The organism is Synechococcus sp. PCC 7335 (genome assembly GCF_000155595.1).
Classification (GTDB): domain Bacteria; phylum Cyanobacteriota; class Cyanobacteriia; order Phormidesmidales; family Phormidesmidaceae; genus Phormidesmis.
Genome location: NZ_DS989904.1, coordinates 1,664,099 through 1,684,536, shown reverse-complemented (window position 1 = coordinate 1,684,536; position 20,438 = coordinate 1,664,099). Strand labels below are relative to the sequence as shown.

Annotated in this window: 24 protein-coding genes; 12 read left to right on the top strand and 12 right to left on the bottom strand. The window is 47.3% G+C overall.

Features of this window, described 5'->3' with window-relative positions:
* Nucleotides 1-72 precede the first annotated feature (72 nt).
* Nucleotides 73-2,142, bottom strand: a complete 2,070-nt coding sequence (locus tag S7335_RS07455) for a LysR substrate-binding domain-containing protein (protein ID WP_006454720.1) — start codon at nt 2,140-2,142, stop codon at nt 73-75.
* Between the two features lie 335 nt (nt 2,143-2,477).
* On the opposite strand from S7335_RS07455, the gene S7335_RS07450 reads away from it, so the two are divergent.
* The 4 genes from S7335_RS07450 to S7335_RS07435 all read left to right on the top strand — a co-directional run bounded on the left by S7335_RS07450 (nt 2,478) and on the right by S7335_RS07435 (nt 6,653).
* Nucleotides 2,478-4,181, top strand: a complete 1,704-nt coding sequence (locus S7335_RS07450; protein ID WP_006454157.1) for a fumarate reductase/succinate dehydrogenase flavoprotein subunit — start codon at nt 2,478-2,480, stop codon at nt 4,179-4,181.
* 132 nt (nt 4,182-4,313) lie between these two features.
* Nucleotides 4,314-4,541, top strand: coding sequence for a ferredoxin family protein (locus tag S7335_RS07445; protein ID WP_006453436.1), 228 nt, complete (start codon nt 4,314-4,316; stop codon nt 4,539-4,541).
* 17 nt (nt 4,542-4,558) lie between these two features.
* Entirely contained in the window at nt 4,559-5,563 is a 1,005-nt protein-coding gene (locus tag S7335_RS07440) for a HEAT repeat domain-containing protein (RefSeq protein WP_006454174.1), read from the top strand.
* Nucleotides 5,556-6,653 carry an Mrp/NBP35 family ATP-binding protein gene (locus S7335_RS07435; protein ID WP_006457233.1) on the top strand — a complete coding sequence of 366 codons (1,098 nt, stop codon included), beginning with the start codon at nt 5,556-5,558 and terminating at the stop codon, nt 6,651-6,653. Before S7335_RS07440 ends, S7335_RS07435 begins: the two co-directional genes overlap by 8 nt.
* Before the next feature lie 166 nt (nt 6,654-6,819).
* Here S7335_RS07435 and S7335_RS07430 read toward each other — a convergent pair whose 3' ends face one another.
* On the bottom strand, nt 6,820-7,080 hold the full coding sequence (locus tag S7335_RS07430; RefSeq protein ID WP_006454000.1) for a hypothetical protein: 261 nt from the start codon (nt 7,078-7,080) through the stop codon (nt 6,820-6,822).
* A gap of 265 nt (nt 7,081-7,345) precedes the next feature.
* On the opposite strand from S7335_RS07430, the gene ureA reads away from it, so the two are divergent.
* From ureA to S7335_RS07400, 6 genes are read left to right on the top strand one after another with little or no spacing between them, the layout of a single operon-like run.
* A complete protein-coding gene (ureA, locus tag S7335_RS07425; RefSeq protein WP_006457638.1) occupies nt 7,346-7,651 on the top strand; it encodes an urease subunit gamma in 306 nt (101 codons plus the stop codon).
* A 2-nt stretch (nt 7,652-7,653) separates the two neighbouring features.
* Nucleotides 7,654-8,001 (top strand): urease subunit beta, encoded by a 348-nt coding sequence (locus S7335_RS07420; protein ID WP_006455824.1) that lies wholly within the window; start codon nt 7,654-7,656, stop codon nt 7,999-8,001.
* Nucleotides 8,002-8,044: 43 nt separating this feature from the next.
* The gene (ureG, locus tag S7335_RS07415) at nt 8,045-8,692 is read left to right on the top strand and encodes an urease accessory protein UreG (protein ID WP_006455398.1); all 648 of its coding nucleotides are present in this window, start codon (nt 8,045-8,047) and stop codon (nt 8,690-8,692) included.
* Entirely contained in the window at nt 8,682-9,599 is a 918-nt protein-coding gene (locus S7335_RS07410; protein ID WP_006456140.1) for an urease accessory protein UreD, read from the top strand. Before ureG ends, S7335_RS07410 begins: the two co-directional genes overlap by 11 nt.
* Before the next feature lie 32 nt (nt 9,600-9,631).
* Complete coding sequence (locus tag S7335_RS07405) at nt 9,632-10,189, top strand: hypothetical protein (protein ID WP_006456055.1); 558 nt, start codon at nt 9,632-9,634, stop codon at nt 10,187-10,189.
* On the top strand, nt 10,179-10,898 hold the full coding sequence (locus S7335_RS07400; protein WP_006456208.1) for an urease accessory protein UreF: 720 nt from the start codon (nt 10,179-10,181) through the stop codon (nt 10,896-10,898). Before S7335_RS07405 ends, S7335_RS07400 begins: the two co-directional genes overlap by 11 nt.
* Before the next feature lie 556 nt (nt 10,899-11,454).
* Here S7335_RS07400 and sodC read toward each other — a convergent pair.
* From sodC to psb34, 3 genes are all read right to left on the bottom strand, one after another.
* A complete protein-coding gene (gene sodC / locus S7335_RS07395; protein WP_006457095.1) occupies nt 11,455-12,057 on the bottom strand; it encodes a superoxide dismutase family protein in 603 nt (200 codons plus the stop codon).
* Between the two features lie 213 nt (nt 12,058-12,270).
* Nucleotides 12,271-13,155, bottom strand: a complete 885-nt coding sequence (locus S7335_RS07390; RefSeq protein ID WP_198011355.1) for a hypothetical protein — start codon at nt 13,153-13,155, stop codon at nt 12,271-12,273.
* Nucleotides 13,156-13,424: 269 nt separating this feature from the next.
* Entirely contained in the window at nt 13,425-13,595 is a 171-nt protein-coding gene (gene psb34, locus S7335_RS27705; protein WP_006454863.1) for a photosystem II assembly protein Psb34, read from the bottom strand.
* Nucleotides 13,596-14,007: 412 nt separating this feature from the next.
* On the opposite strand from psb34, the gene S7335_RS07380 reads away from it, so the two are divergent.
* Together S7335_RS07380 and S7335_RS07375 are read left to right on the top strand one after the other, a co-directional pair.
* On the top strand, nt 14,008-14,364 hold the full coding sequence (locus S7335_RS07380) for a CP12 domain-containing protein (RefSeq protein ID WP_006455364.1): 357 nt from the start codon (nt 14,008-14,010) through the stop codon (nt 14,362-14,364).
* Nucleotides 14,365-14,677: 313 nt separating this feature from the next.
* Nucleotides 14,678-14,893 carry a Nif11-like leader peptide family natural product precursor gene (locus S7335_RS07375; RefSeq protein WP_006454663.1) on the top strand — a complete coding sequence of 72 codons (216 nt, stop codon included), beginning with the start codon at nt 14,678-14,680 and terminating at the stop codon, nt 14,891-14,893.
* A gap of 104 nt (nt 14,894-14,997) precedes the next feature.
* Here the strand turns inward: S7335_RS07375 and S7335_RS26685 are convergent, their stop codons facing one another.
* The 7 genes from S7335_RS26685 to S7335_RS07345 form a co-directional block, all read right to left on the bottom strand.
* Entirely contained in the window at nt 14,998-15,216 is a 219-nt protein-coding gene (locus S7335_RS26685; protein WP_006457517.1) for a hypothetical protein, read from the bottom strand.
* 35 nt (nt 15,217-15,251) lie between these two features.
* Nucleotides 15,252-15,746, bottom strand: coding sequence for a thioredoxin domain-containing protein (locus S7335_RS07370; RefSeq protein ID WP_006454338.1), 495 nt, complete (start codon nt 15,744-15,746; stop codon nt 15,252-15,254).
* A gap of 31 nt (nt 15,747-15,777) precedes the next feature.
* Nucleotides 15,778-16,413: a hypothetical protein gene (locus S7335_RS07365; protein ID WP_038015849.1), complete on the bottom strand. Its 636-nt coding sequence runs from the start codon at nt 16,411-16,413 to the stop codon at nt 15,778-15,780.
* A 314-nt stretch (nt 16,414-16,727) separates the two neighbouring features.
* The gene (locus tag S7335_RS07360; protein WP_006457202.1) at nt 16,728-17,393 is read right to left on the bottom strand and encodes a DUF3365 domain-containing protein; all 666 of its coding nucleotides are present in this window, start codon (nt 17,391-17,393) and stop codon (nt 16,728-16,730) included.
* Nucleotides 17,394-17,451: 58 nt separating this feature from the next.
* A complete protein-coding gene (locus S7335_RS07355; protein WP_006457292.1) occupies nt 17,452-18,291 on the bottom strand; it encodes a cytochrome c3 family protein in 840 nt (279 codons plus the stop codon).
* Nucleotides 18,288-18,935, bottom strand: coding sequence for a cytochrome c3 family protein (locus S7335_RS07350; RefSeq protein WP_006457678.1), 648 nt, complete (start codon nt 18,933-18,935; stop codon nt 18,288-18,290). Before S7335_RS07350 ends, S7335_RS07355 begins: the two co-directional genes overlap by 4 nt.
* Before the next feature lie 17 nt (nt 18,936-18,952).
* On the bottom strand, nt 18,953-20,062 hold the full coding sequence (locus S7335_RS07345) for a globin family protein (RefSeq protein WP_006454103.1): 1,110 nt from the start codon (nt 20,060-20,062) through the stop codon (nt 18,953-18,955).
* Between the last annotated feature and the right edge of the window lie 376 nt (nt 20,063-20,438).

Here is a 20,438-nt window from a genome sequence, read left to right as displayed (position 1 = left end):
TAGATTTGTTTTATCTCACTTTGTTTGTATATCTTGTTTGTGAATCCTATAGTGTTTGTCTCACTGAAGATTTCATACCGAAGATAATGCCATCTCTAGTAAATCTGGTTGAATCCATGTCTCTAAATCCAAATTACCTAAAGCTTCATTGCCTTTGATAGTTGATAGCTGTTGAACGTGAGCAGCTATCCAATCTGTTCGTATTTGAGTTTCAGGGAAAAACAATCCCAGCGCACTTGAGCGTTTGTGGCCTAACGTTTTAGCGACTATCTCAGCATCTAGCCCAACCCAGTTACTGGCTAAGCAAAGCGCACTAGGGGTAGTCATGTACCAATACTGCGCCGCGATCAGTGATTTGAGATAAGCGATCACAAGATCGGGATGTTGCTCAGCAAATTCATCTTGAACAACAATGCCATGAAACGTCGGTAGCTTGCTGTGATCGCTCTCTTGCAGCCGCCTGAACTTGCCTTGGTGACTGGCAATATCGTGAAGCGGTGCAAAATACGCATAGCCATCAGCCTGATTGTTGCGCGGTGTGAGGCTATGAATGTTTAGATCCTCGATAGAAGTCAGCGTCACATCAGCCAATAGATTTGCCCTAGAAAGCCTACGCATTACCATGCCGTGTGCAGACGAAGCAAAAGGAACAGCAATCACTCGGCTACGCAGATCGTCCAAGCTGTTGAGTTCGGAGCGATTCGGGACAATTATCGTATTACCGGCCCCGTCTGGATTGCTAGCAACAAAGCTAACTAATCGGGTTTTAGTCAAAGATGAGTCAGTCGGCGTCACGCCGCTAAGCAACAACGGATAGTCTCCAATCACGCCAATGTCTAGCTGCTGGGACTGCAAACCAGAAACAATCGGCGCACCCGAGGTAAAGTCTTGCCACTTGATCCTATACTCCACGCTTTTATAGCGACCCTCATGGGGTAAGAAATGCTCGAGCAAGCCTAAATTTTTAATAATTAATCCAGCAGTGACGGTCTGAATAGTTTTGTTTTGGGTGCCTATCGTAATCGTAATTACTTGAGATGAAGCGGTTGATTTAGGGCGAATTTGTAAACTAGGCGATCGCAAGTAAACTGGCGCTGTAGCTTGAGTGGGCAGCGCCGACGGTAATGATGAGCTATCGGCAGGAGCTATTTCCTTTGTCTGGCTTGTCTGATTTTGGTGAGCTAAGCGATTGTCTAGAAGCGTTCGGTTTGTTTGTTTATAAACTAGCTGAATCAGCTGCCGTACAGGATTTCTCGACAACGATTTCAAATCGCTTTGAGTGACCTCGACTGCCTTAGCCTGGCTTTTATGAACGAGCATAAACAGTTGATAGTCTAGGGGAAATTCCTTCAGCGGCACACTCACTATCAGCTTTGCCTGCTGTTCGGCTTGTAGCTGTAAGCTAGAGGCAAATCCCAGGTAATGACCTTGCTTTAAAAACATACTCATCAGGCTAGAAGAACAGACAATCTCTCGATGGGGAAAATCGGAGATATCCATGCCTAGTTCGGCCAATCTGGCATTAAGCGCCAGGCGTTCAGGGGTTCCATCTGCAGGAAACACCCAGGCTTCAGTGGTAAGTTCTTTTAGGCCTAGCCACTCTCTGCGTGCTAGCCGATGGTCAGCAGCGACCATCAGTAGATATTGAAAATTATCAACAGCGAGCGACGCTACTTCGTCAAAACCCTGTAGGTTCGTTTCCGAAAAACCAACGTCTACGTCTGCTGATGTAATTGCTTGATGAAGCGATTGGATCGTATCAAAAGGAAAGCACTGTACCTCGGCAGTAGGGTACTTCTGACGATAGGAAAACAAAATCTTCGGCAGCCAGCCATTCGCCACGTTGGTCGTACAGCCAATTTTCAATCGGCTAGATTTACCCTGCTTGATCTGATCGATTTCTTTGACTAAACGACTTTCTAACTGAATTAATTCGGGTGAATTTTTGACCAGATATTCACCTACGGGTGTCAGCGTAATCTTGCGACCTAATCGATGAAAAAGGGAGGCGCCCAAACTAGACTCTAGCGATTTTATCTTGGCGCTCACCGCGGGCTGAGTGAGATTTAGAGCATCGGCTGCCTCAGTAAAGCTAAGATGGCGGGCGACCTCTAGAAAGACTTTAATTTGGTAAATTTCCACATTTCAAGCGCTGACCGATCAGTTCGCGCACTCTAGATACTTTACTTTAAACGTTTCATCTAAACACTTCAAACGCACAATCTTGACCAAGCAAACTATCTCCATGAATGTCCGCTTTTCATAGGTTGGCTAATTCCTTTCATTTACTCTTTTTTGGCAAGATTAAGGAATTTTATCAGTGTATAAAAAAGATGAATCCATAAACCGTATGCTTTGCTACACATATGCTTTAGCCTGCAGGCTGCTACAAATTATGTCTTCTAAGATAAATAATAGAAATCGCTACTACAGGCGGTCGTTCTATCAGATGAACGAATAGAAATGAGGCATTGTGTGTGAATACTCAGCATCTGCAAACAGACTTTTTGGTGATAGGTGGTGGCACGGCTGGCACAATGGCTGGCATCAAGGCTAAGCACGCAAACCCTGAAGCAGACGTGTTGATTCTAGAAAAGGCGAATATTCGTCGGAGCGGTGCGATCGCAATGGGAATGGATGGGGTGAACACTGCTGTTATTCCCGGCAGCTCCACACCTGAGCAATACGTTCGAGAAATCACGATTGCCAACGACGGCATCCTCGATCAAAAGGCGGTTTATCAGACCGGTCGCTGGGGATATGAAGTCATCCAAGAGCTAGAAAGCTGGGGTGTCAAGTTTCAAAAAGACCGCGAAGGCAACTACGATCTAAAACAGGTTCATCGAGTCGGTAAATACGTCTTGCCCATGCCAGAGGGGAAAGATCTTAAAAAGATTTTGACTCGTCAGGTCAAGCGCAACAAAGTGCGGGTGACCAACCGAGTGATGGCAACTAGAGTAATCGTCAAAGACGGACGAGCCATCGGCGCTGTTGGCTTTGATGTTCGTAAAGGAGACTTTGTCATCATTCAGGCAAAAGCGGTTGTTCTTTGTACAGGCGCCTGTGGACGCCTAGGATTGCCCGCTTCTGGCTATCTCTACGGCACTTACGAGAATCCTACCAATGCAGGGGATGGCTATTCTATGGCCTATCATGCTGGCGCAGAACTGACAAATATCGAATGTTTTCAAATTAACCCATTGATCAAAGACTACAACGGTCCAGCCTGTGCCTATGTCGCTAGCCCTTTTGGCGCCTACACGGCTAACGCTGAAGGTAATCGCTTTATAAACTGCGACTACTGGAGCGGACAGATGATGCTAGAAACTTGGAAAGAGCTAAATTCTGGCAAAGGACCAGTGCATTTGAAGATGTATCATCTCGATGATGACACTATTTCTGAGATAGAACAGGTGCTGTGGGCCAATGAACGGCCCAGTCGCGAACGTTTCCATGAAGGGAGAAAAGAGAACTACCGCACGCACGGAGTAGAGATGAATATCTCAGAAATTGGTCTGTGTAGCGGCCATAGTGCTTCGGGCGTATGGGTCAACGACAAAGCCGAGACCACCATCCCCGGTCTTTACGCGGCTGGAGATATGGCCAGCGTTCCTCACAACTACATGATCGGGGCCTTTGTCTCTGGGCGACTGTCAGGTATCAATGCAATGGAATACGTGCAGGGATTGGAGCATGTAGAGCCTGATGAAGAATTTTTGGCCGCTGAAAAAGCTCGCATCTACGCACCGCTAGATCGGCCTGATGGAGTTCCCCATACTCAAGTAGAGTACAAGCTACGCCGCTACGTCAACGACTATCTTCAGCCTCCCAAGTCGCCGACTAAGATGGACATTGGCTTAGCCGCTTTTGAGCGCTATTACGACACTATGGATATGATGGGCGCCAGAGATCCTCACGAACTGATGCGCTGTATGGAAGTGCACTTTATCCGCGACTGCGCCGAGATGGCTGCTAGGGCTTCTCTATATCGCAAAGAGAGTCGCTGGGGGCTATATCACTACCGGCTTGATTACCCTGACAAAAATGACCAAGAATGGTTCTGCCACGTGAACTTAAGAAAATCAGCATCAGGTGAGATGGAAATGCTGAAACGTCCGGTTGCACCTTATATTGTCGATGTGAATTTGCAACAAGAGGTCTACGATGTGGCTGTTCGTTAGGGGTATTTTTGCAAGATCTATCCCGGATCTATCTTTGCTAGATCTGTTTTGTTAATTCTGTCTTTAGTACAGTCTGTTCTGCTCTGTTCTGCGTAGTAGAACAATATTCGTTTAGTAGGTGAAAGATTTTTTATGGCTTTAGCAACGCAGCGGGTCGATGTTCCGGTCATCGTAGATGAATCTAAGTGTCTAGAGAAATGTAAGGCCTGCATTGAGGTTTGTCCGCTAGATGTACTAGTCAAGAATCCTGAAACTGGAAAAGCCTACATGAAATATGACGAGTGTTGGTTTTGTCTCCCCTGTGAAAAGGAGTGCCCAACTAATGCAATCACCGTTCAAATTCCATTTTTGCTGCGCTGAGGAGATCTACTCAACTAATGTCTACTACTGATTTTCAGGCCGATATAGATGCTGATATAGACCCTGAGGTTGTTCAGTGGGTGGAGATGCTGCGATCGCCCGACCTAAATGATCGCCTCGTTGCCGCTAAATCGCTTCAGCACTTAGGTGATGAAGATGCCATTGAAAGCCTAGTGCTAGCACTCGAAGATGAAAGCCCTAGGGTACAGGAGATTGCAGTCACTGCGCTGTGGGAAATAGCCAACCCGGTAGCGATCGCACCTCTACTAAAATGCTTAGGCTCTGCCTATGAAGAAGACGTCCGAGCAGAAGCCCTCTCGGCGCTAAAAGAGATGATCTCGCCTGACGATTTGCTGACGCTGCTAGATGCCATCTTGATCGACGACGAGAACGTGCAAATCAATGTGTTGATTCTGCTACGAAAAATCCACGATGCCCAGGCACTGCCTTACGTGGTGCCTTTCTTTGAGTCAGAAAGCCCAGCGCTACGAGAAGCCGCGGTTGTCACGCTGCGCTATCTTAACCAGGTCGTGCGGTGCAAGCCGGCCTTACCATTGGCCAAAGACGATCACAGCGAAGTTCGTCGCTCGGCTATCCTTACCCTTGGGCACCTCAGTGACGATGAGGTAATCCCGATGCTGTGCGAAGCCCTAAGCTCAGACGACGATTGGCAAGTTCGTCGCAATGCTGCGCAGGCGTTAGACTTGCATACTACGAAGACCGCAATTCCGGCGCTGATCAAGGCGATGGCAGACGACCATTGGCAGGTGCGTAAGTTCACCGCTCGGGCGCTGCAAAGGGTACCAGATGAAACCGCTATTCCCGCTTTGATCAAGGCGCTCTCCGATGAGTATTCGGATGTTCGTCGTGACGCTGCGATCGCCCTTGGCAACATCGGTGATCCCGCTGTACTACCGGCACTACAACAAACCCTCGACGATCCAGATAGAGATGTGCAAATCTTCTCCGAACGTGCTATCAAAGGCATTCAAAGCAAGTTAGGAGAAAAGGCGAATGCCTAGCCATCAGTCTCCATTTGTAAAAAGTTCCGATGATACGCCGGATGTAGAACCGGCTGACCTCGTCCTAGAAGAGAGAAAGCAAGCTGCTGTCTATTGCCTAAAACAGGTAAACGAACCTACGCTAAGATCCAACATTGTCGAGCTAGGCATGGTTCGTAATTTGCGCGTGGTCGATAGCTACGTTTATCTGCGGCTGTATGTGGGTGTCCACCAGCTAAGCCTAAAAGAACAGGTGCAGACTGCTTTGGGCGCATTGAAATGGTGCAAGAAAGCCTACGTGGAGATCTGTACTATTCCCGGCGTACGCACCACGTTAGCGATATCTAGTGGGAAGGGCGGCGTAGGCAAGTCTACAACTGCCGTAAATTTGGCTGCAGCCCTGAAAAGAACAGGCGCTAGCGTAGGACTGCTAGACGCTGATATTTATGGGCCGAACGTGCCACAAATGCTAGGCTTAGCTCACTCAGCGGTAGAAGTCATTGAAACCGATGCCGGAGAGCGATTTCAGCCATTAGAAGCCCATGGCATCAAAGTGATGTCCGTAGGGCTGCTGGCAGCGCCCGAGCATCCCTTGGCCTGGCGCGGTCCTGTTCTACACAAAATTATCACCCAGTTCATCCAAGAGGTAGCGTGGGGAGAATTAGACTATCTGTTGATTGACTTGCCGCCAGGCACGGGCGATGCCCAAATCACGATCATTCAAGAAAGTCCGATCTGTGGCGTAGTGATGGTAACGACACCGCAGCAGGTCGCTGTTTCTGACGTGCGGCGCAGTATTCACATGTTCCGCCAAGTCGGTGTGCCGGTATTGGGCTTAGTCGAAAACATGAGCTATCTCATCTGTGAATGCTGTGGGAATCGCACTTCAATTTTCGGTAGCGGTGGCGGCGAGCAAATGGCTCAAGAACTGGCAGTCCCGCTGTTGGGTGAAGTGCCGATCGATTCTAAAATCTGCCACGGTAGCGATACCGGGCAACCTCTTCCTCTGCGGGATGAAACGGCTCAGCTTTCTATTGTATTTGAGGCGATCGCGCAGGGATTAAACAACACCTTTTGCTCCAATCCAAGGCTGGTTTCTCAATCGCTCTAGCTTCCCTATCGCTCTAGCTTGCCTATCGCTCTAGCTTCCCTATCGCTTTAACATCGGTTTGCTCTGGTATTGATTTGCTCCGATGTTGATTTGCTCTGAATATCAATCCATTATCAATAAGTTAGAGCGATAGGGCTGGGGCTCGCAAAGGTTAGAGCTAAGCAAACTAGTAGCTGTCGCCATCGGTGACCGTCTGGTTCGCGAGGACGTGATTCGCTTCGTGTAGGCGCTCAGCGATCGCATCTCTCCAGTTCAAACTAATGCTAGGATTTGCCAACACCTGCTGCGCTCGCTCTCTGCACTGTGCGCCAGTCGTTAGATCCATCTGGGCGATATTGGCCAAATCTTCGTAGAGCTTTTGGAGTGGAATCCGCTTCTGAGGCTGTCTAGTCGTATCAGGCGATACGTTTGCGGACATTTTAGACATGTTTTAGTCCTCTTAATGAGTAAGCATCTGCATAAAAAGCAAATGTCCAGATCTGGATTGTCGTCTCTTTCTTTGGTCAGTGGGGAAAGCCCATAAGAAGATTTACACAAGTTAGAAAATTGGGTTTGATTTCTTTGTGTTTCTTAAGAAAAGCTGTTGGTAGACACGCATAGTCAGATAAGCGTAGAAGCTGTCTGCAGATTGCTATAGTATCGTTAGACAAATAGTATCGTTTGACAAACTGTGTGCTGGGAGAAGCGTCTTAATGTTGTTGTCGCCTCAAGAAAAAGACAAGCTGTTGATTTTTACAGCGGCGCTTGTAGCTGAACGGCGAAAAAATAGAGGACTCAAGCTGAACTATCCTGAAGCCGTAGCATATATCTCGGCAGCGATTATGGAAGGCGCTCGCGATGGCAAGACGGTAAGCGAGCTGATGAGCGAAGGAACCACCCTGCTAAAGCGATCTGATGTGATGGAGGGCATTCCGGAGATGGTACATGAGGTGCAAGTAGAAGCAACTTTCCCAGACGGAACAAAGCTAGTGACCGTACACGATCCGATTGGAGAATAGCCATGTACACAGAGAACAAAGCAGAGTCAATCTCTATGGTGCCAGGGCAGATTATCCCAGGGGGCTCCGAGATGATTGAGCTGAATGCTAGCCGCGAAGTAGTGACGATGGTGGTAAAGAATACAGGCGATCGCCCTGTGCAAGTTGGTTCGCACTTTCATTTTTATGAGGTAAACGACGCGCTAGCATTTGATCGTGAGCAGACCCAAAAGATGCGGCTTAATATTACCGCCGGAACAGCTGTTCGGTTCGAGCCTGGTGACGAGAAAGAAGTTGAGCTAGTGCCCTATGGAGGGACTCAGCAAGTGTATGGATTTAATGGCAAATTTGACGGAGCGGCTCTGAAATAATCAAGAACTAAACCACCCGAAGAGAAATAGAAAAGAACAAAGGATGCCAAAATCAGCGGCAAGATTAGGAATTGGTGGACCGGTTGGCAGCGGTAAAACAGCCCTGATTGAAGGGATTGTGCCGCTACTGACGGCGCAGGGCATTGAGGTAGCAGTGGTAACGAACGATCTGCTCACAACCGAAGACGCCGATCGACTAAAGCGCAAGGGCTTCCTATCGCCAGAGCGAGTAATTGGCGTTGAGACCGGCAGCTGCCCACATACAGCAATTCGAGAAGATCCAACCATGAATCAGCTAGCGGTACAAGATCTAGAGTTGTTGTTTCCGCAGTTGGATTTAATCTTGATTGAGAGCGGTGGAGACAATTTAGCTTCTACGTTTAGCTATGACCTAGTAGATGCCTACATTTTTGTAATTGATGTCGGCGCAGGCGATGATATTCCGCGCAAGAATGGGCCAGGGTTTGTGCAGTCGGATTTAGCGGTGGTCAATAAAGTGGACCTAGCACCGTATGTAGGCGCCAACCTAGATCTGATGCGATCGCAAAGCGCCCAATATCGGCAAGAAAAACCCGTGATATACACCAACTGCAAAACTTCAGAAGGACTAGATCAGGTCGTGAGCTTTATCCAACAGACGTTGTTGTTTGAGCAGAAACAAGCACCTAAGGTGATGGTCGGTGGTCAGTAGAGCCGAGATAACCAGGACAGGAACAAGTGCGTTAGGGAAAGACTCGCGATCGCGCCAACAGCTAGAACTATTGCTGGGCTGCGATTCTGCCGGTAAGACTGTTGTGCAGAATCGATATATGGCCTATCCCCTTAGCGTCTCGCCTTTGTTTCGGCGTGAATCAAACGGGGTTGAGCTAGAACGAGAACAGCGCGCCTACTTGTATCGGATGAACACATCGCCGGGATTGCTAGCAGGCGATGTTTTAGGCATGTCAGTGAAGCTATCAACAGGAAGTTCTTTGTATCTGATGGATCAGGCCGCAACAAAAGTGCATCAGATGCCAGAAGGTGCGATCGCTACCGTAGATTACGAGATTGTAGTAGATGATTGGGCCACACTAGAATTTCTGCCAGAGCCACTCATTCTGTTCACTGATTCTACGCTTAAGCAAACGACTCGAATCACCTTATATCCTCATGCTGGGTTGAGCTGGGGAGAAATTATCTTGCCAGGTCGCTTAGCCCGTGGTGAGTACTACCGGTTTAGAGAATGTTTTAGTCGAATAAAGATCGAGTCACCTAATGGGATTCTTTTCTTTGTGGAAGCAATGAAACTAATGGGTAAGGATAACTGCTTTTCGCAAAGTGATTTGTTTGTAAGCAACCCTGTACTAGGGACGTTGTTCTTGATACTACCTACAGACAGTGCCACAGCAGAAAACATAGCAGTGCTCTCACGTCGAATAGAAGCGCTAAGCTTGAAGGAAGCCTCTGTAGAGCTAGCAGGTTCAGTATTGCCAGGGAAAAGGGGAATATTTGTGCGAGCGATCGCATCGACTACTCGCGATCTACAATCTTGCTTTAGATCGGCTGTCAACTGCGTCAGGGAGCTACGTCAGCAGTATCCTCTCCCGTACTCTCTCTAGTGATTCTTACTCATTAATCACCCGGAATTGCCATGACAAATACACCTGCTACAGAAGTTGCCGATCGCTATTTAGGCAACGTGAAGGAAGACAATGAATTAGCCGCGCAGGTAGCTCAATCGCGGGATGGGCACCGATGCTTAGAAGTGACCATTGAGCGCAAAGACTGCCGAAAAGGAAGAATTTTTACAAAAGCAGTATCAGGACAGGCCGTTGGCATTGTGAAAGGACGCGACTGGCAGCTAAGAGATGGCGATGTGCTAAGAACGCAGGGGAATTATCTTGTATCCGTTCGCTTGCAGGCTCAAGAAGTCATTGCCTTACAGTTTGATTCAGCGGCCAATAACGCCTCTGTTCAGCTTGTGAACCTAGGTCACACAATCGGCAATCATCACTGGCCAATAGCGCTGCATAAAGAGACTTTGTATGTAGAGGCAGCCGCTAATGCAAAAGAAATAGAAGCAACTATTCGCGAGATTGCGCTGACATTGGGGATAAAAGGGTTGCATATTGCCTGTGAGTCTAGAGAAGGCGATCGCACTCTAGACTTTTCGACAAACCATTCTTCAGTACACACGCATGCACACTGACCCTCAGAAAGACTCGCTTCAGTCGATAGTTCAACAGTTCACTCTGATGCAGTTAGCGGACTCTTTTTTTCCATCTGGCAGCTATACCCTTTCTCATGGCCTAGAAAGTCTGGTGCAAGAAGGGAGAATCAAACAGTCTGAGGATGTGGAAACGTTCATCCGACTATTGCTGTGCAACAAAGTTGGCACTACAGACTTAGTTGCTTTGGCACATACACATAGAGCGAGTGCTGCGGCTGATATGGCAGGGATTGTCGAAGTTGATGCGCTGCTTTTTGCCCAGACTCCGATTGAAAAAACTCGCGTGGCCCAACGGCAAAGCGGAAGAGCGCTGCTGATGGTAGCGAGTAAGACCTGGCCACACTCTCAGCTAGAAGAATTGGGTCAAAGAACAGCGAAGGGACAAATTAACTGTCTGCATCCAGTCGTGTTTGCCGTCGTCGCGCAGGTTGCCGGGCTAGACGAGCGTTCAGCAATGACCGCGTTTATTCATGGATTCGTGACTGGTTTGCTAGGCGCGGCTATTCGGTTAGGCGCGGTAGGGCACTTGCAAGCGCAGAAAATTCGACTGGACTTGGCTGCCGATATGGCAACAGTTTGCGAAGAAGCAAGTGAATTATCGCTTGATGAAATGTGGTCTTGCACACCGTTGATAGATATAGCCCAGATGAGACAGGCAAAGCTTTCTCGTCGCTTGTTTGCCAGCTAATAGAGAACCTTCTTGAACTTTTAAGAGCAGCCTGTGGACAGGTCTTGATAGTATGCTCTACTACCGAACGATATACAAAACAACATACGTGATGCGTTCTTTAGCAGATTTTCCCTTTCTACAGTCTTTGTGTTAGCAGGGTCAGCCAGACTCTGTGACTAAGCTTTCTGACGAAGAGATTCTGCAAGTGTATGAGTGCAACTGGCACTATCGAGGAGTCGTAGCAGACTTAAGCGAAGTAGAACTAGCCCTACTTCAAAAGCTTGTAAGAAAGCACCGTTCTTGATTGATTAACGAAGTTTGGTCTAACGAGGTTCAATCTAACGAAGTTCAATCTTAGCGCTGTGTCGTTTCGATGTGCTATTCACAATCAAATCGTAAGTGTGATCGATCGGTTTATTCTCGCGATCTAATCGATTTATCTATTCTCAAACAAAGAACTGATTTCCCTCGTATTGCCTTGACCAGAGCAGAAGCTGCTTATACCGCAGTCGAACCACCCAAGCGCTCGATCTACCACCGTTCGAGAGACAAAGCTTAGAGATTAATCAAGCTATTATGAGTTCGAAGCGATCACACCACAAGCAACCCGTGCGCCACCGCCGCCTAGTGCTGCTGGCTGGTCAGAGAAGTTGTCACCGTTCGCGTGAACCATCAGAGATCTATCTATCACGTCAGCAACGCTAAGCCTTGGTGCTAGCGTAGGGATGTTTGCGTTGCCATCTGCATCGACATAGAGCGGTGGCACATCGCCCAGGTGACCATCCCCATAAGGACCCTCGTGACTGTCAGTTCCCGTCGGATCATAGTGTCCACCGGCTGCCAAGCCAGGAACTATCTCTCCGTCTTTTTCGGCAGGGTCACAAGCTGCATTCTCATGAATATGAAAACCATGAGCCCCAGGCGATAGGCTTGTCAGACTAGGGGTAATCAGTAAGCCATAGTCGGAATCTTCTAAGGTAACCATACCGATTTCTTCGCCAACACCGGCTTCATCCGTCAAATTCATCACCACCGAAACACTTTGCTGTAGAGATGTTTCACTCTCAGTTTGGAGTGGAGAAGCTTCGTCTTTAGTTTGGACCGAACAAGCAGATACAGCCACGACAAGAACCAGAATAAATAGCGCGAATCTTCTTCTACCCTGAGTGAGACGCATAGATTATTTCCCTTTTACTGATGTACAAACACGCTTGTATATAAGCGCAACAGCTTTCGTAGAGCGTGGTGAAACGTATCTATGAAAAGATACCCGCTAGCTACAACTAGAGCAACCTATCACTCAATTAAGTAGTTTTAAGGTCGGTGTAGTAGTATCTCGTAACGAAGTGCCATTTGCAACAGGCGCATTGCCAGTATTCACACTGATCAACTAGTTGGTGATCAAGCGTTCGGGGCCAGTGTGGTAGAAGTCGTAGGCATCTCTATAGCCGCGATTATCAAAGTTAGAAAAGTTACCTTGCTGTAAATAGACAATCGCGATCGCACTTCCGCCTTGCTGCAAAACACCCCATGAGCTTGGGATCTCTGTATTAATCACTTGCCCAGCAAGCGGACCCGTGATTTCCGTGAGTTGTTCTTCAAAAAGCTTTTCAATAATCTCAGTTTCTTTCTGAGTAGGGAACGTAGCATAAAACTGTGGTGTGAGCGTAAGCCTACCCTGACTATTGGCGTTGATGCGGCTGCTGTCGATGCGAGCATACTTGAAAGGAGCTTGACTAGCGCGGCCCACAATGATCATCGTGGGCGCATTAGGAAAAGAAGTTTGTACAGATTCGAGCAGTTTCGCCAGATTGCTGATCTGCCTGCTTTCGATCAAGGTGTCGTTTGCTAGCCCATTTAGAATCGGTTCGGTGAAGAGAGGAAGCACTTGCTCAACTGCGCGATCCATCTCTATCTGGGTCTGAATAAACTGAACTTGCGCCTCTTCGGCGGCGGCGCTAGCACGAAGCTGATTGGTAATTTGCAAGCCGCCAATGATCAGTGCGATCGCAGCTAAAACTACCACAATACTCTGCCGTATTCGCCGTTTCATCCGAGCCGAAACTACATAGTCAGGAAGCCGCGCTCGGCTGGCGCTTGCCTCTGCTAACAGCGCCAGAGATAGCAGCAAATTCATTACCACCATCACGAAAGCGATAATTCCTCCGGCCACTAATCCTGCTCGTACAAGCAAGCTCCAGATAGGGGGCAAGATATCCCACTGCAAAAATTCATCAATGACCCATAGCACGGTACCAAAGCAAGCTATGGTCAACAGAAAAACGGCTAGATTTGTAATGAGCCGTAGGAGAAAACGATGGTTCACGAAGAGTAATATTAAGAGCTATTAGCAACTACAAAGAAGTTAGCTGCTATTTCCGATAGTAGAGCTCGAAATTATTACACACGCAACTGTTCTCCAACTGAGTGATGCTCTCAACCTGGGTATTAGCATATGTCGTGGCAAGCTTACTCGGCATGCTTACTCGGGCCGTGAGATAGGCATACCAGACATATGCACTAGCTATTCATATATACACCTACTCAACTTACGAAATAAGCCATCACCATAAGGACTGTGACCAGGATTGTAGCCAAGCTACCCTGTAGGAGGTAGCCCTTTTGTTGCTCTGGAGATGGATAAGATGCAAGATATGTTGCTGGCTCAACTGGGTAGTTATTCAGGCGACCTGTTTCATCAACGGTAGTGTACATGTGGAACTTATCCTCTTTGTTGTTGTTTGCACTCATCAACTTAGCGCAACTAACTGGAAAAGAAAGGTTTTATCGACATAAGAAACTTATAGTGCGTATAAGTCTTTTTGAGACTATTGCGTTTCGCCATTCGTCTAATGGGAAAAAGCACTAATTTCAGCAATACACTAATTTCAGTAATACTTAGAGGGTTACGGTTACCAAGAATGCGTACCTTCTTTGGAATATCGTCGGTACAAACCCTATGCATAGTCCATATCAAATACAGTTATCCTCTCTACTATCTGGCTGACAGTTAAGAAAAGCTAATTATATATAGTTAAAACTTATATTATTTTAGAGTTGCAATTCGCCTAAGTTATGACTAAGCTGTGAGTAGTTCACAAAAAGTCCTCTTGTCAGGTGATTCGTTATGGCTATCTCTATTACCGCTACTACAACAAAGACAGTTACTTCTACAACAACTATGCCTATCGCTGAACAACAGGCGTACCCATCTACAACGGTCCCTACAATTGAACAGCAATCACCTTCGCCGGAGACAACTTACGAGAACCGGTTGCAAGCTGCTTTAGAGCATGCTCGTCGTCTAACTCATATGTATGGGTACCAGAGTGCGGACGTAGCGATCGCATGGGAGACCGTTGAGGAGCTAAGAACCTTCTACCGAGAGCGATTGCTTCCCTTAGTGCCTTCCTGTCAGGCTTCTTTTGAGCGTTACTGCTTAGAGAATCCTCACGCATTTGAGTGCCGAAGCTATGACTGCTAATACATAGAGCTGTAAGTACCCATCGTCTTTTCTCATACGTTCATTATCTCGTTCAAAAAGTCTCTCACATGCAACAGACTAAATTGCCCTTAAGAGTTGTTGTCGCGCTTTACATGGGATTCGTACTAGCTCCTATCGGATTGTATCTTTTTCTACTGTGGAAGATAACCTGAGCGCCGACGCATAGGAGAGCTCGGAAATGGCCAGAGGACCTGAGCAGACCACCAGCTATGATGGTTGTCAGTTCCGTTCGTATGACTCCCCTTATTCCGGTTGAATGTATAATCAGCTAGCAAAAATAGGAACCTGTAATATGGCTTTAGATCAACTCAAGGCATTTTTAAAGAGAATGCAGTCTGAACCTGCGCTTAAGCGTGAGGTACTCACAGCCTCAACTGCAGATGATGTGGCGCGAATAGCACTAAAGCTTGGTTTTGAATTTTCAGGTGATGAATTATTAAGGATATCAGGTAAAAAAGTTGGTGGGGTTACGGTGATCAAGAAACCTACTCCTGGCGAGTACAATTAAATGCTGCTAAATGTTGTTTGACTATCTTCGTGATTTTGGAGCGATCGCAAGTGTAGTTACGCCGTTGAGAGCACGCATCAAATGGTTAACCAAAAAAGATACTCTTAAAACTCTGGGCGTTCTAACAGGCAAAACAACGTCAGCGCTACCGTACAAGAGAGTGTAGTCGCCGAGAAGCCGTCACAGCCCAACGCTTGAATCGGGAAATACAGCAAAAGCGCAGCGGCAGCCGAAAGCCCAGTTGGCTGCCTCAAAAATTCAAAGAAGTCTTGAGTACTCTCAAGCCATTCTAATAATTTTAAAAAACGTCTAAGAAGTGTCATAGGACTCTAAACCACTAGGACAGCAGTTGATCACGCTAGCTTAGCAGGCGATCGAATACGTTGCTAAAAACAGGCTTTGGAACTTTACCTACCCAGGTTTCAACCTGATGCTGGCGCGAGTCTAGCAATGTGAACTGCGGCACACCAGTTGCGCCAAAGACCTCGATCTGGCTAGCCCACTGAGGATCGTCAATATCTAACATGACGAAATTCAGGCGATCGCCGTATTGATCGTGTAGTGCCTCAACCGTACCAGACATACTCTGGCAGGTCGTACACCAATCGGCATAGAACTCAATTAGTGTAGGTTTTTGACTGGCCAAAGCTATATCGTAAGGAACCGCGTCGGCTGCCATCGATTTTAACGTTATCAAACCAGATAGTGGTGTCATGCTTATGATGTTGGCAGCAGGCCGAGTGAGCATGATAGCCATCACCATCGCTAATGGTAAAACTATCAGCACTATCCACAGACGCTTGTTCGGCTCACCTAAGTTTTTATTCACGTTTTTATTGGATATAGAAGTCATAGCCTAGCTTCTCTTAACCTTCTTTCAAAAATCAACGATAGTAATAGACCAAGAAAATATGAACGGCCAATAGCAGTGTGAATATACTCACTAGGAATATATGGCTTTTTAGCCAAACAGCACGCATCAAACGGATTAGCTCACCTTTGCTCATGCCTATTCGACCGATAGGACTGTTTTCTCCAATATCTTTTTTTCCATACCCTGCTCTAGCACTCAGGCTAAAGACTTTGCGGGGGGACTCTAGCACACCAGTTTCGGCAACCACACCGACTAACGCGGTTAGTGTCACCCCAAAGAAAGACCATAGCAAAATAGCATTGTAGTTAATTCCATTAGCGCCAATAGTATGCACTAATACCGCTGCTAACAAAGCAACACCTGTAAAGATATGCAGACTGCGCCACATGAGTACGCTACCGGGCATCTTTACCTTAACTGGCCAGCTGCGACTACGTTTCCTAGCAGTTAGCAACATTTCTGCAACCACTAGCACCAGGGCAACATAGCCGGTTATCTGCTTGTAAAGTTCGCCGCGCAAGAACTGGTGAAGATCGAAAGAGCGATCGCGAAGTGCCTCTATATACCAAGGGCTAAGTGCAAAAGGAAGCAATAAAACTGCAGAAACGAAGGTAAGAATGATGAGTGTCGAAAATCTAGGTTTCATCAGTTTAAAGATACGCTGTTTCAATCAGAAGATCTCTTTTCCCGTAACCTTTCCTCCTATCAACCTATCTCTGCGCTCTTCCAGAGAGATCTGCTGCTGTCGATGGGACTAGAACAGATGTAAGCTCAGCCCATCAGGCAGTCGTAGTAGAAAATTCCCTCTAGAAGAGTACTCGATAGGGCAAGGTAGGACAGTATTACTGGCTACACAGCTAACCTTCCTAGTCTTCCACCTCTAATCTGGCCGCTAATTCTGACTTACTCAAAGACAATCGGTCGACTCGCAGAATAAAAGAAGAGAAAAGTGCTGAACGCCTACGCATCTGCAGGCATACTATCAACTGGAATATTGATCACGACGCCGCCCATTACATCGCCCATTTCAAAGACTTTATCAGGATAGCGTTCCAAATGTACTGGGTGAGTATTATGACAAGTCACACAAGCCTCAGCAACTGCTAGGTCAGGATATATTGCAGAAAAATATGCTTGATCACCTACTTCCTGATAGCCTTTGACTGGTTCACCCGTTTCTTCCATCTCTGTAATTGCAGTCGTCTCAAACTCGCCTTTAGGGGCTTGGTTATCATTGATATTCCAAGAAGAAACTAGACTGTAGGTGAACTGGCCCGATTCATTCGCAATTTCAGAACCCAAGCGGAACATCTGAGCGGGTAGAGGGATACCATCAGTTTGCTGCCAGCCTTCGGTTGATTCCACATCCAAGACGCCATCTTCCTTTGGCTTGCCCTCTAGAACTTTCGTGCGATTCACCACATGGCGGGTATAGGCGGTTCTATCAGCAGCTAGGGTGGTATGAATGTAGTCTGCTACTAGATCAGGTGCGATCATTGGGCCAGTGGCCGTAGCCGTCGTACCGCCACCGCCACTGCAAGCAACCGCAGTAAAGCAAATTGCTCCTGCTAGAGCAAGTAACGCCATTGTCTTAGCGCGAAAGCGACGTATCCATAATTTAAACATTGTTATCGATGTCCTTCGAGATGTAGATCAAACGAAATATCCGTTCAGAATTTGCAGGTTATCCTGCAAATTCTGAAACAGAAGCATTGCCCACCCGCCGCTCTTCGGCTGCTCGCATCAGATCAAATGTTTGATGGTTCAGCGTCGGCGGGCGGTCAAAGTTGGCTTCGACAAGTTCATCGTCGAAAATACTGTTGTAGCTGTATTCCACCCCATGGCAGTTCATACAGACTTCTCCAACCATGCGGTTACGCGGTTTAAGCGTATAGGTGTTGTTGTGATTTACCTTTGCCGCTGGAGTGCCATCGGCGCTTTTGTGCGCGATTCGAGGCAGATGGCAGGTTGCACAAGTCACCTGTTCTGAGCCGGGTCTAGGCAAAGGCTGACTAGCAAATACCGCTTTGGCATGTTGGGAGTTTTCATAGTTGAGAGAATGGTTGTCGTTGTGACAAGTTAGACACGAATCTACCGCAGCAGGCATCGTATCAACAGAATGAACATTGTGGCAGGCATTGCAATTCATTTGCTGATCAAACGCATCGCGCTTCATCGGAATTTGAGCAATTCGAGGGGTCAAGGGCGACTCTCCCTCTAGTAAGCGAACGCCGTGCTTTCCTAGTAGAAAAGTATCTACTGACTGCTCGTGACAAGACCGACAACTCTCATGGTCTGGAGCAGCTATAAATGCATTGCTCTCGTTGTCCTGATGACAGCTCGCACAGTTCACATCGTTGAGCGCATGTGCACTTGGCTGCCATAGTTCAACGATCTCTTCAACTTCCTGTTCTGTTGCAGCGGCAGCTGGTAAGGCATCTCCTACGAGCAAGAAGCTGGCCAAGCACATTATCAAGGCGATCGCTATCCCAACTTTTCTAGAAGATTCTTTGAAGGTGATCACGACTTCCCTCCTAAGAATTCCTTCTGTAAGTTTGGCTGGGGCGCAGTCTCTAGCTCCGTTTCAACGACTCTTTCAGGCAGCTGTTGTACAGGTAGCATAGCTGGCTGATCTAGGTTCTGTCGCAGAAAGCCGGTCGAGATAGTGTCGTGCTCATGATAGTTGTGGCAGCCTGCCGTCCAGCAACCATCTGGCGCAAAGCCCTCATGACTCTTAAGCTGAGTCAGCGTCAACTCTTCGTGGCAGGCCATACAAAGATCAGGCTGCAAATGTACGCCTCTACCAAACATATGCACATGTTCGTTGTGACATGCTGTACAGGTTAAAACGTCTACTTTGTCTCTAAACTCAGCCCAACGCGGATCGAGAAATTTCTTTGCGCCGTGCAAATCATTCTCTAGCTCTGCTTCGTGGCAACGGTTGCAAGTTTCATTAGAAACCTGCTTAAAGCCTTCGTGGCAGGAGGCACAGGAAGCTTCAAACAAGTGATGTCCTTCAGACGTTTCACCGGGTAGGAAGATCTGCTTTTGCTCGAGGGCAAACGCCGCTGATACAGAAACCAGCAGCATAACTAAGGCTAAAACAATGACAGATTTTAGCTTTAATTTACTGGGCCAAAATGAATTTCGACTAGAGCGGCGCTTCATCAAAATAACGACAAAAACTATAGAAGAATCAACATCAAAACTGCTAGCGCAACCGCACCGCTGCCAATGATCCCAGCGGCCTTACCGTTACTAATACCTTCGGGTGATTCAGTAGAGACAGCAGAAGAGGCAACAGATGGCTCACTGCTTGTAGTTGTCCCAACTGTAGGATCGCTCAGTCGTATATCGCTTTTAGAATAGTCCGCACCGTCCAGCATAATCTCAGTGATGGCACCATACGCACCGACCCAAGCGTCTTTAACTTCTGCCGTCCAAGCAGGTCCTGCGTATTGTTCTAATGTCTTTAGCAAACTACTACCCACAAGCGGATAGTGCTCGGGTAGAGCACCGTATTTCACATGGCGAGCACCTAGCCCACGCAGCGCTTCGCTGAGCACCTCTGGCTTTCTAAGATTATCGACAACCATCACGAGTGCGCCCTTGAGCATGTGCCGTTGCTTTGGCATACTGGTATGCTCGAAGAGAGGTCTGGCTGCTGGATAGTCAGTCAATAAGTTCTCGTAGAAGCTGGCCGTGAACTCATCAGCCCTAGGCTTAATTAGCTCAAAGCTTTGCTCAAGCACTTCAACCTTAAGTCCTCCTTCACTAGCCTTTTCGCTGGCTTGTTCACTAGGCGGATCCTCTGTAGGTGCAGCGGCAGAGGTGGTTGGGCTAGATGATCCTGTCGGAGCATCACTTTCCAAGGCTATGGCAGCGGCTTCATAACTAGCCCCTTCTAGCATCAGTTCGGTGATAGCGCTGTAGGCACCTGCCCAAGCACTTTCTAACTTCGAGTTCCAAGCTGGGCCCGCATATTGCTCAAGGGTTTTTATTAGACTATTGCCTACTAGAGGATAGTGCTCAGGCAGCGCACCATATTTGATATGTCTAGCCCCTAATCCCTTAAGAGATTTGCTTAAGACTTCTGGTCGCCTTAGGTTATCAACAACCATCACCAAAGCACCTTTTAGCATCTGTTGCTGGGCAGCCATGTTGGTGTGTTCAAACAAAGGTTTGGCATCTGGGTAGTCAGTGAAGAGATTGTTGTAAAAGCTAGCAACAAAATCATCTGCTTTTGGCTTGACTAGCTCAAAGCTCTGCTCTAGTAGCTCTACATCTAATGCCATGCTAAGTCTGCACTCCAAATAAATAAAAGAGAGTAGTTGAAAACAAAATTACTAGCCTATAGAGAAATTTCAAGAAATTGGCTTTCGAGATTTCTCATGACCTGATAAAGACAGGGAAACGCAATAAGGTGAACAAACAGGCAAGCGCGCGGATAGTTACGATCACCTACAGCTTTGTTTCATCATCTGCCATCTGGCATAACCCAAGCTAGGGTGATAAAAGTTATTGTTTTGTATCTATAGTTACTAAGTTCTCAATTTGGAAGAGAAAGCTGCATTGCTGCTGTGCAGATATTGCATCGGACGGATGACGAAGTATATTCGTTGCCTACAGTTAGTCCCAAAGAAATATTCACGGAGAAGTCAAAGGCAAAGC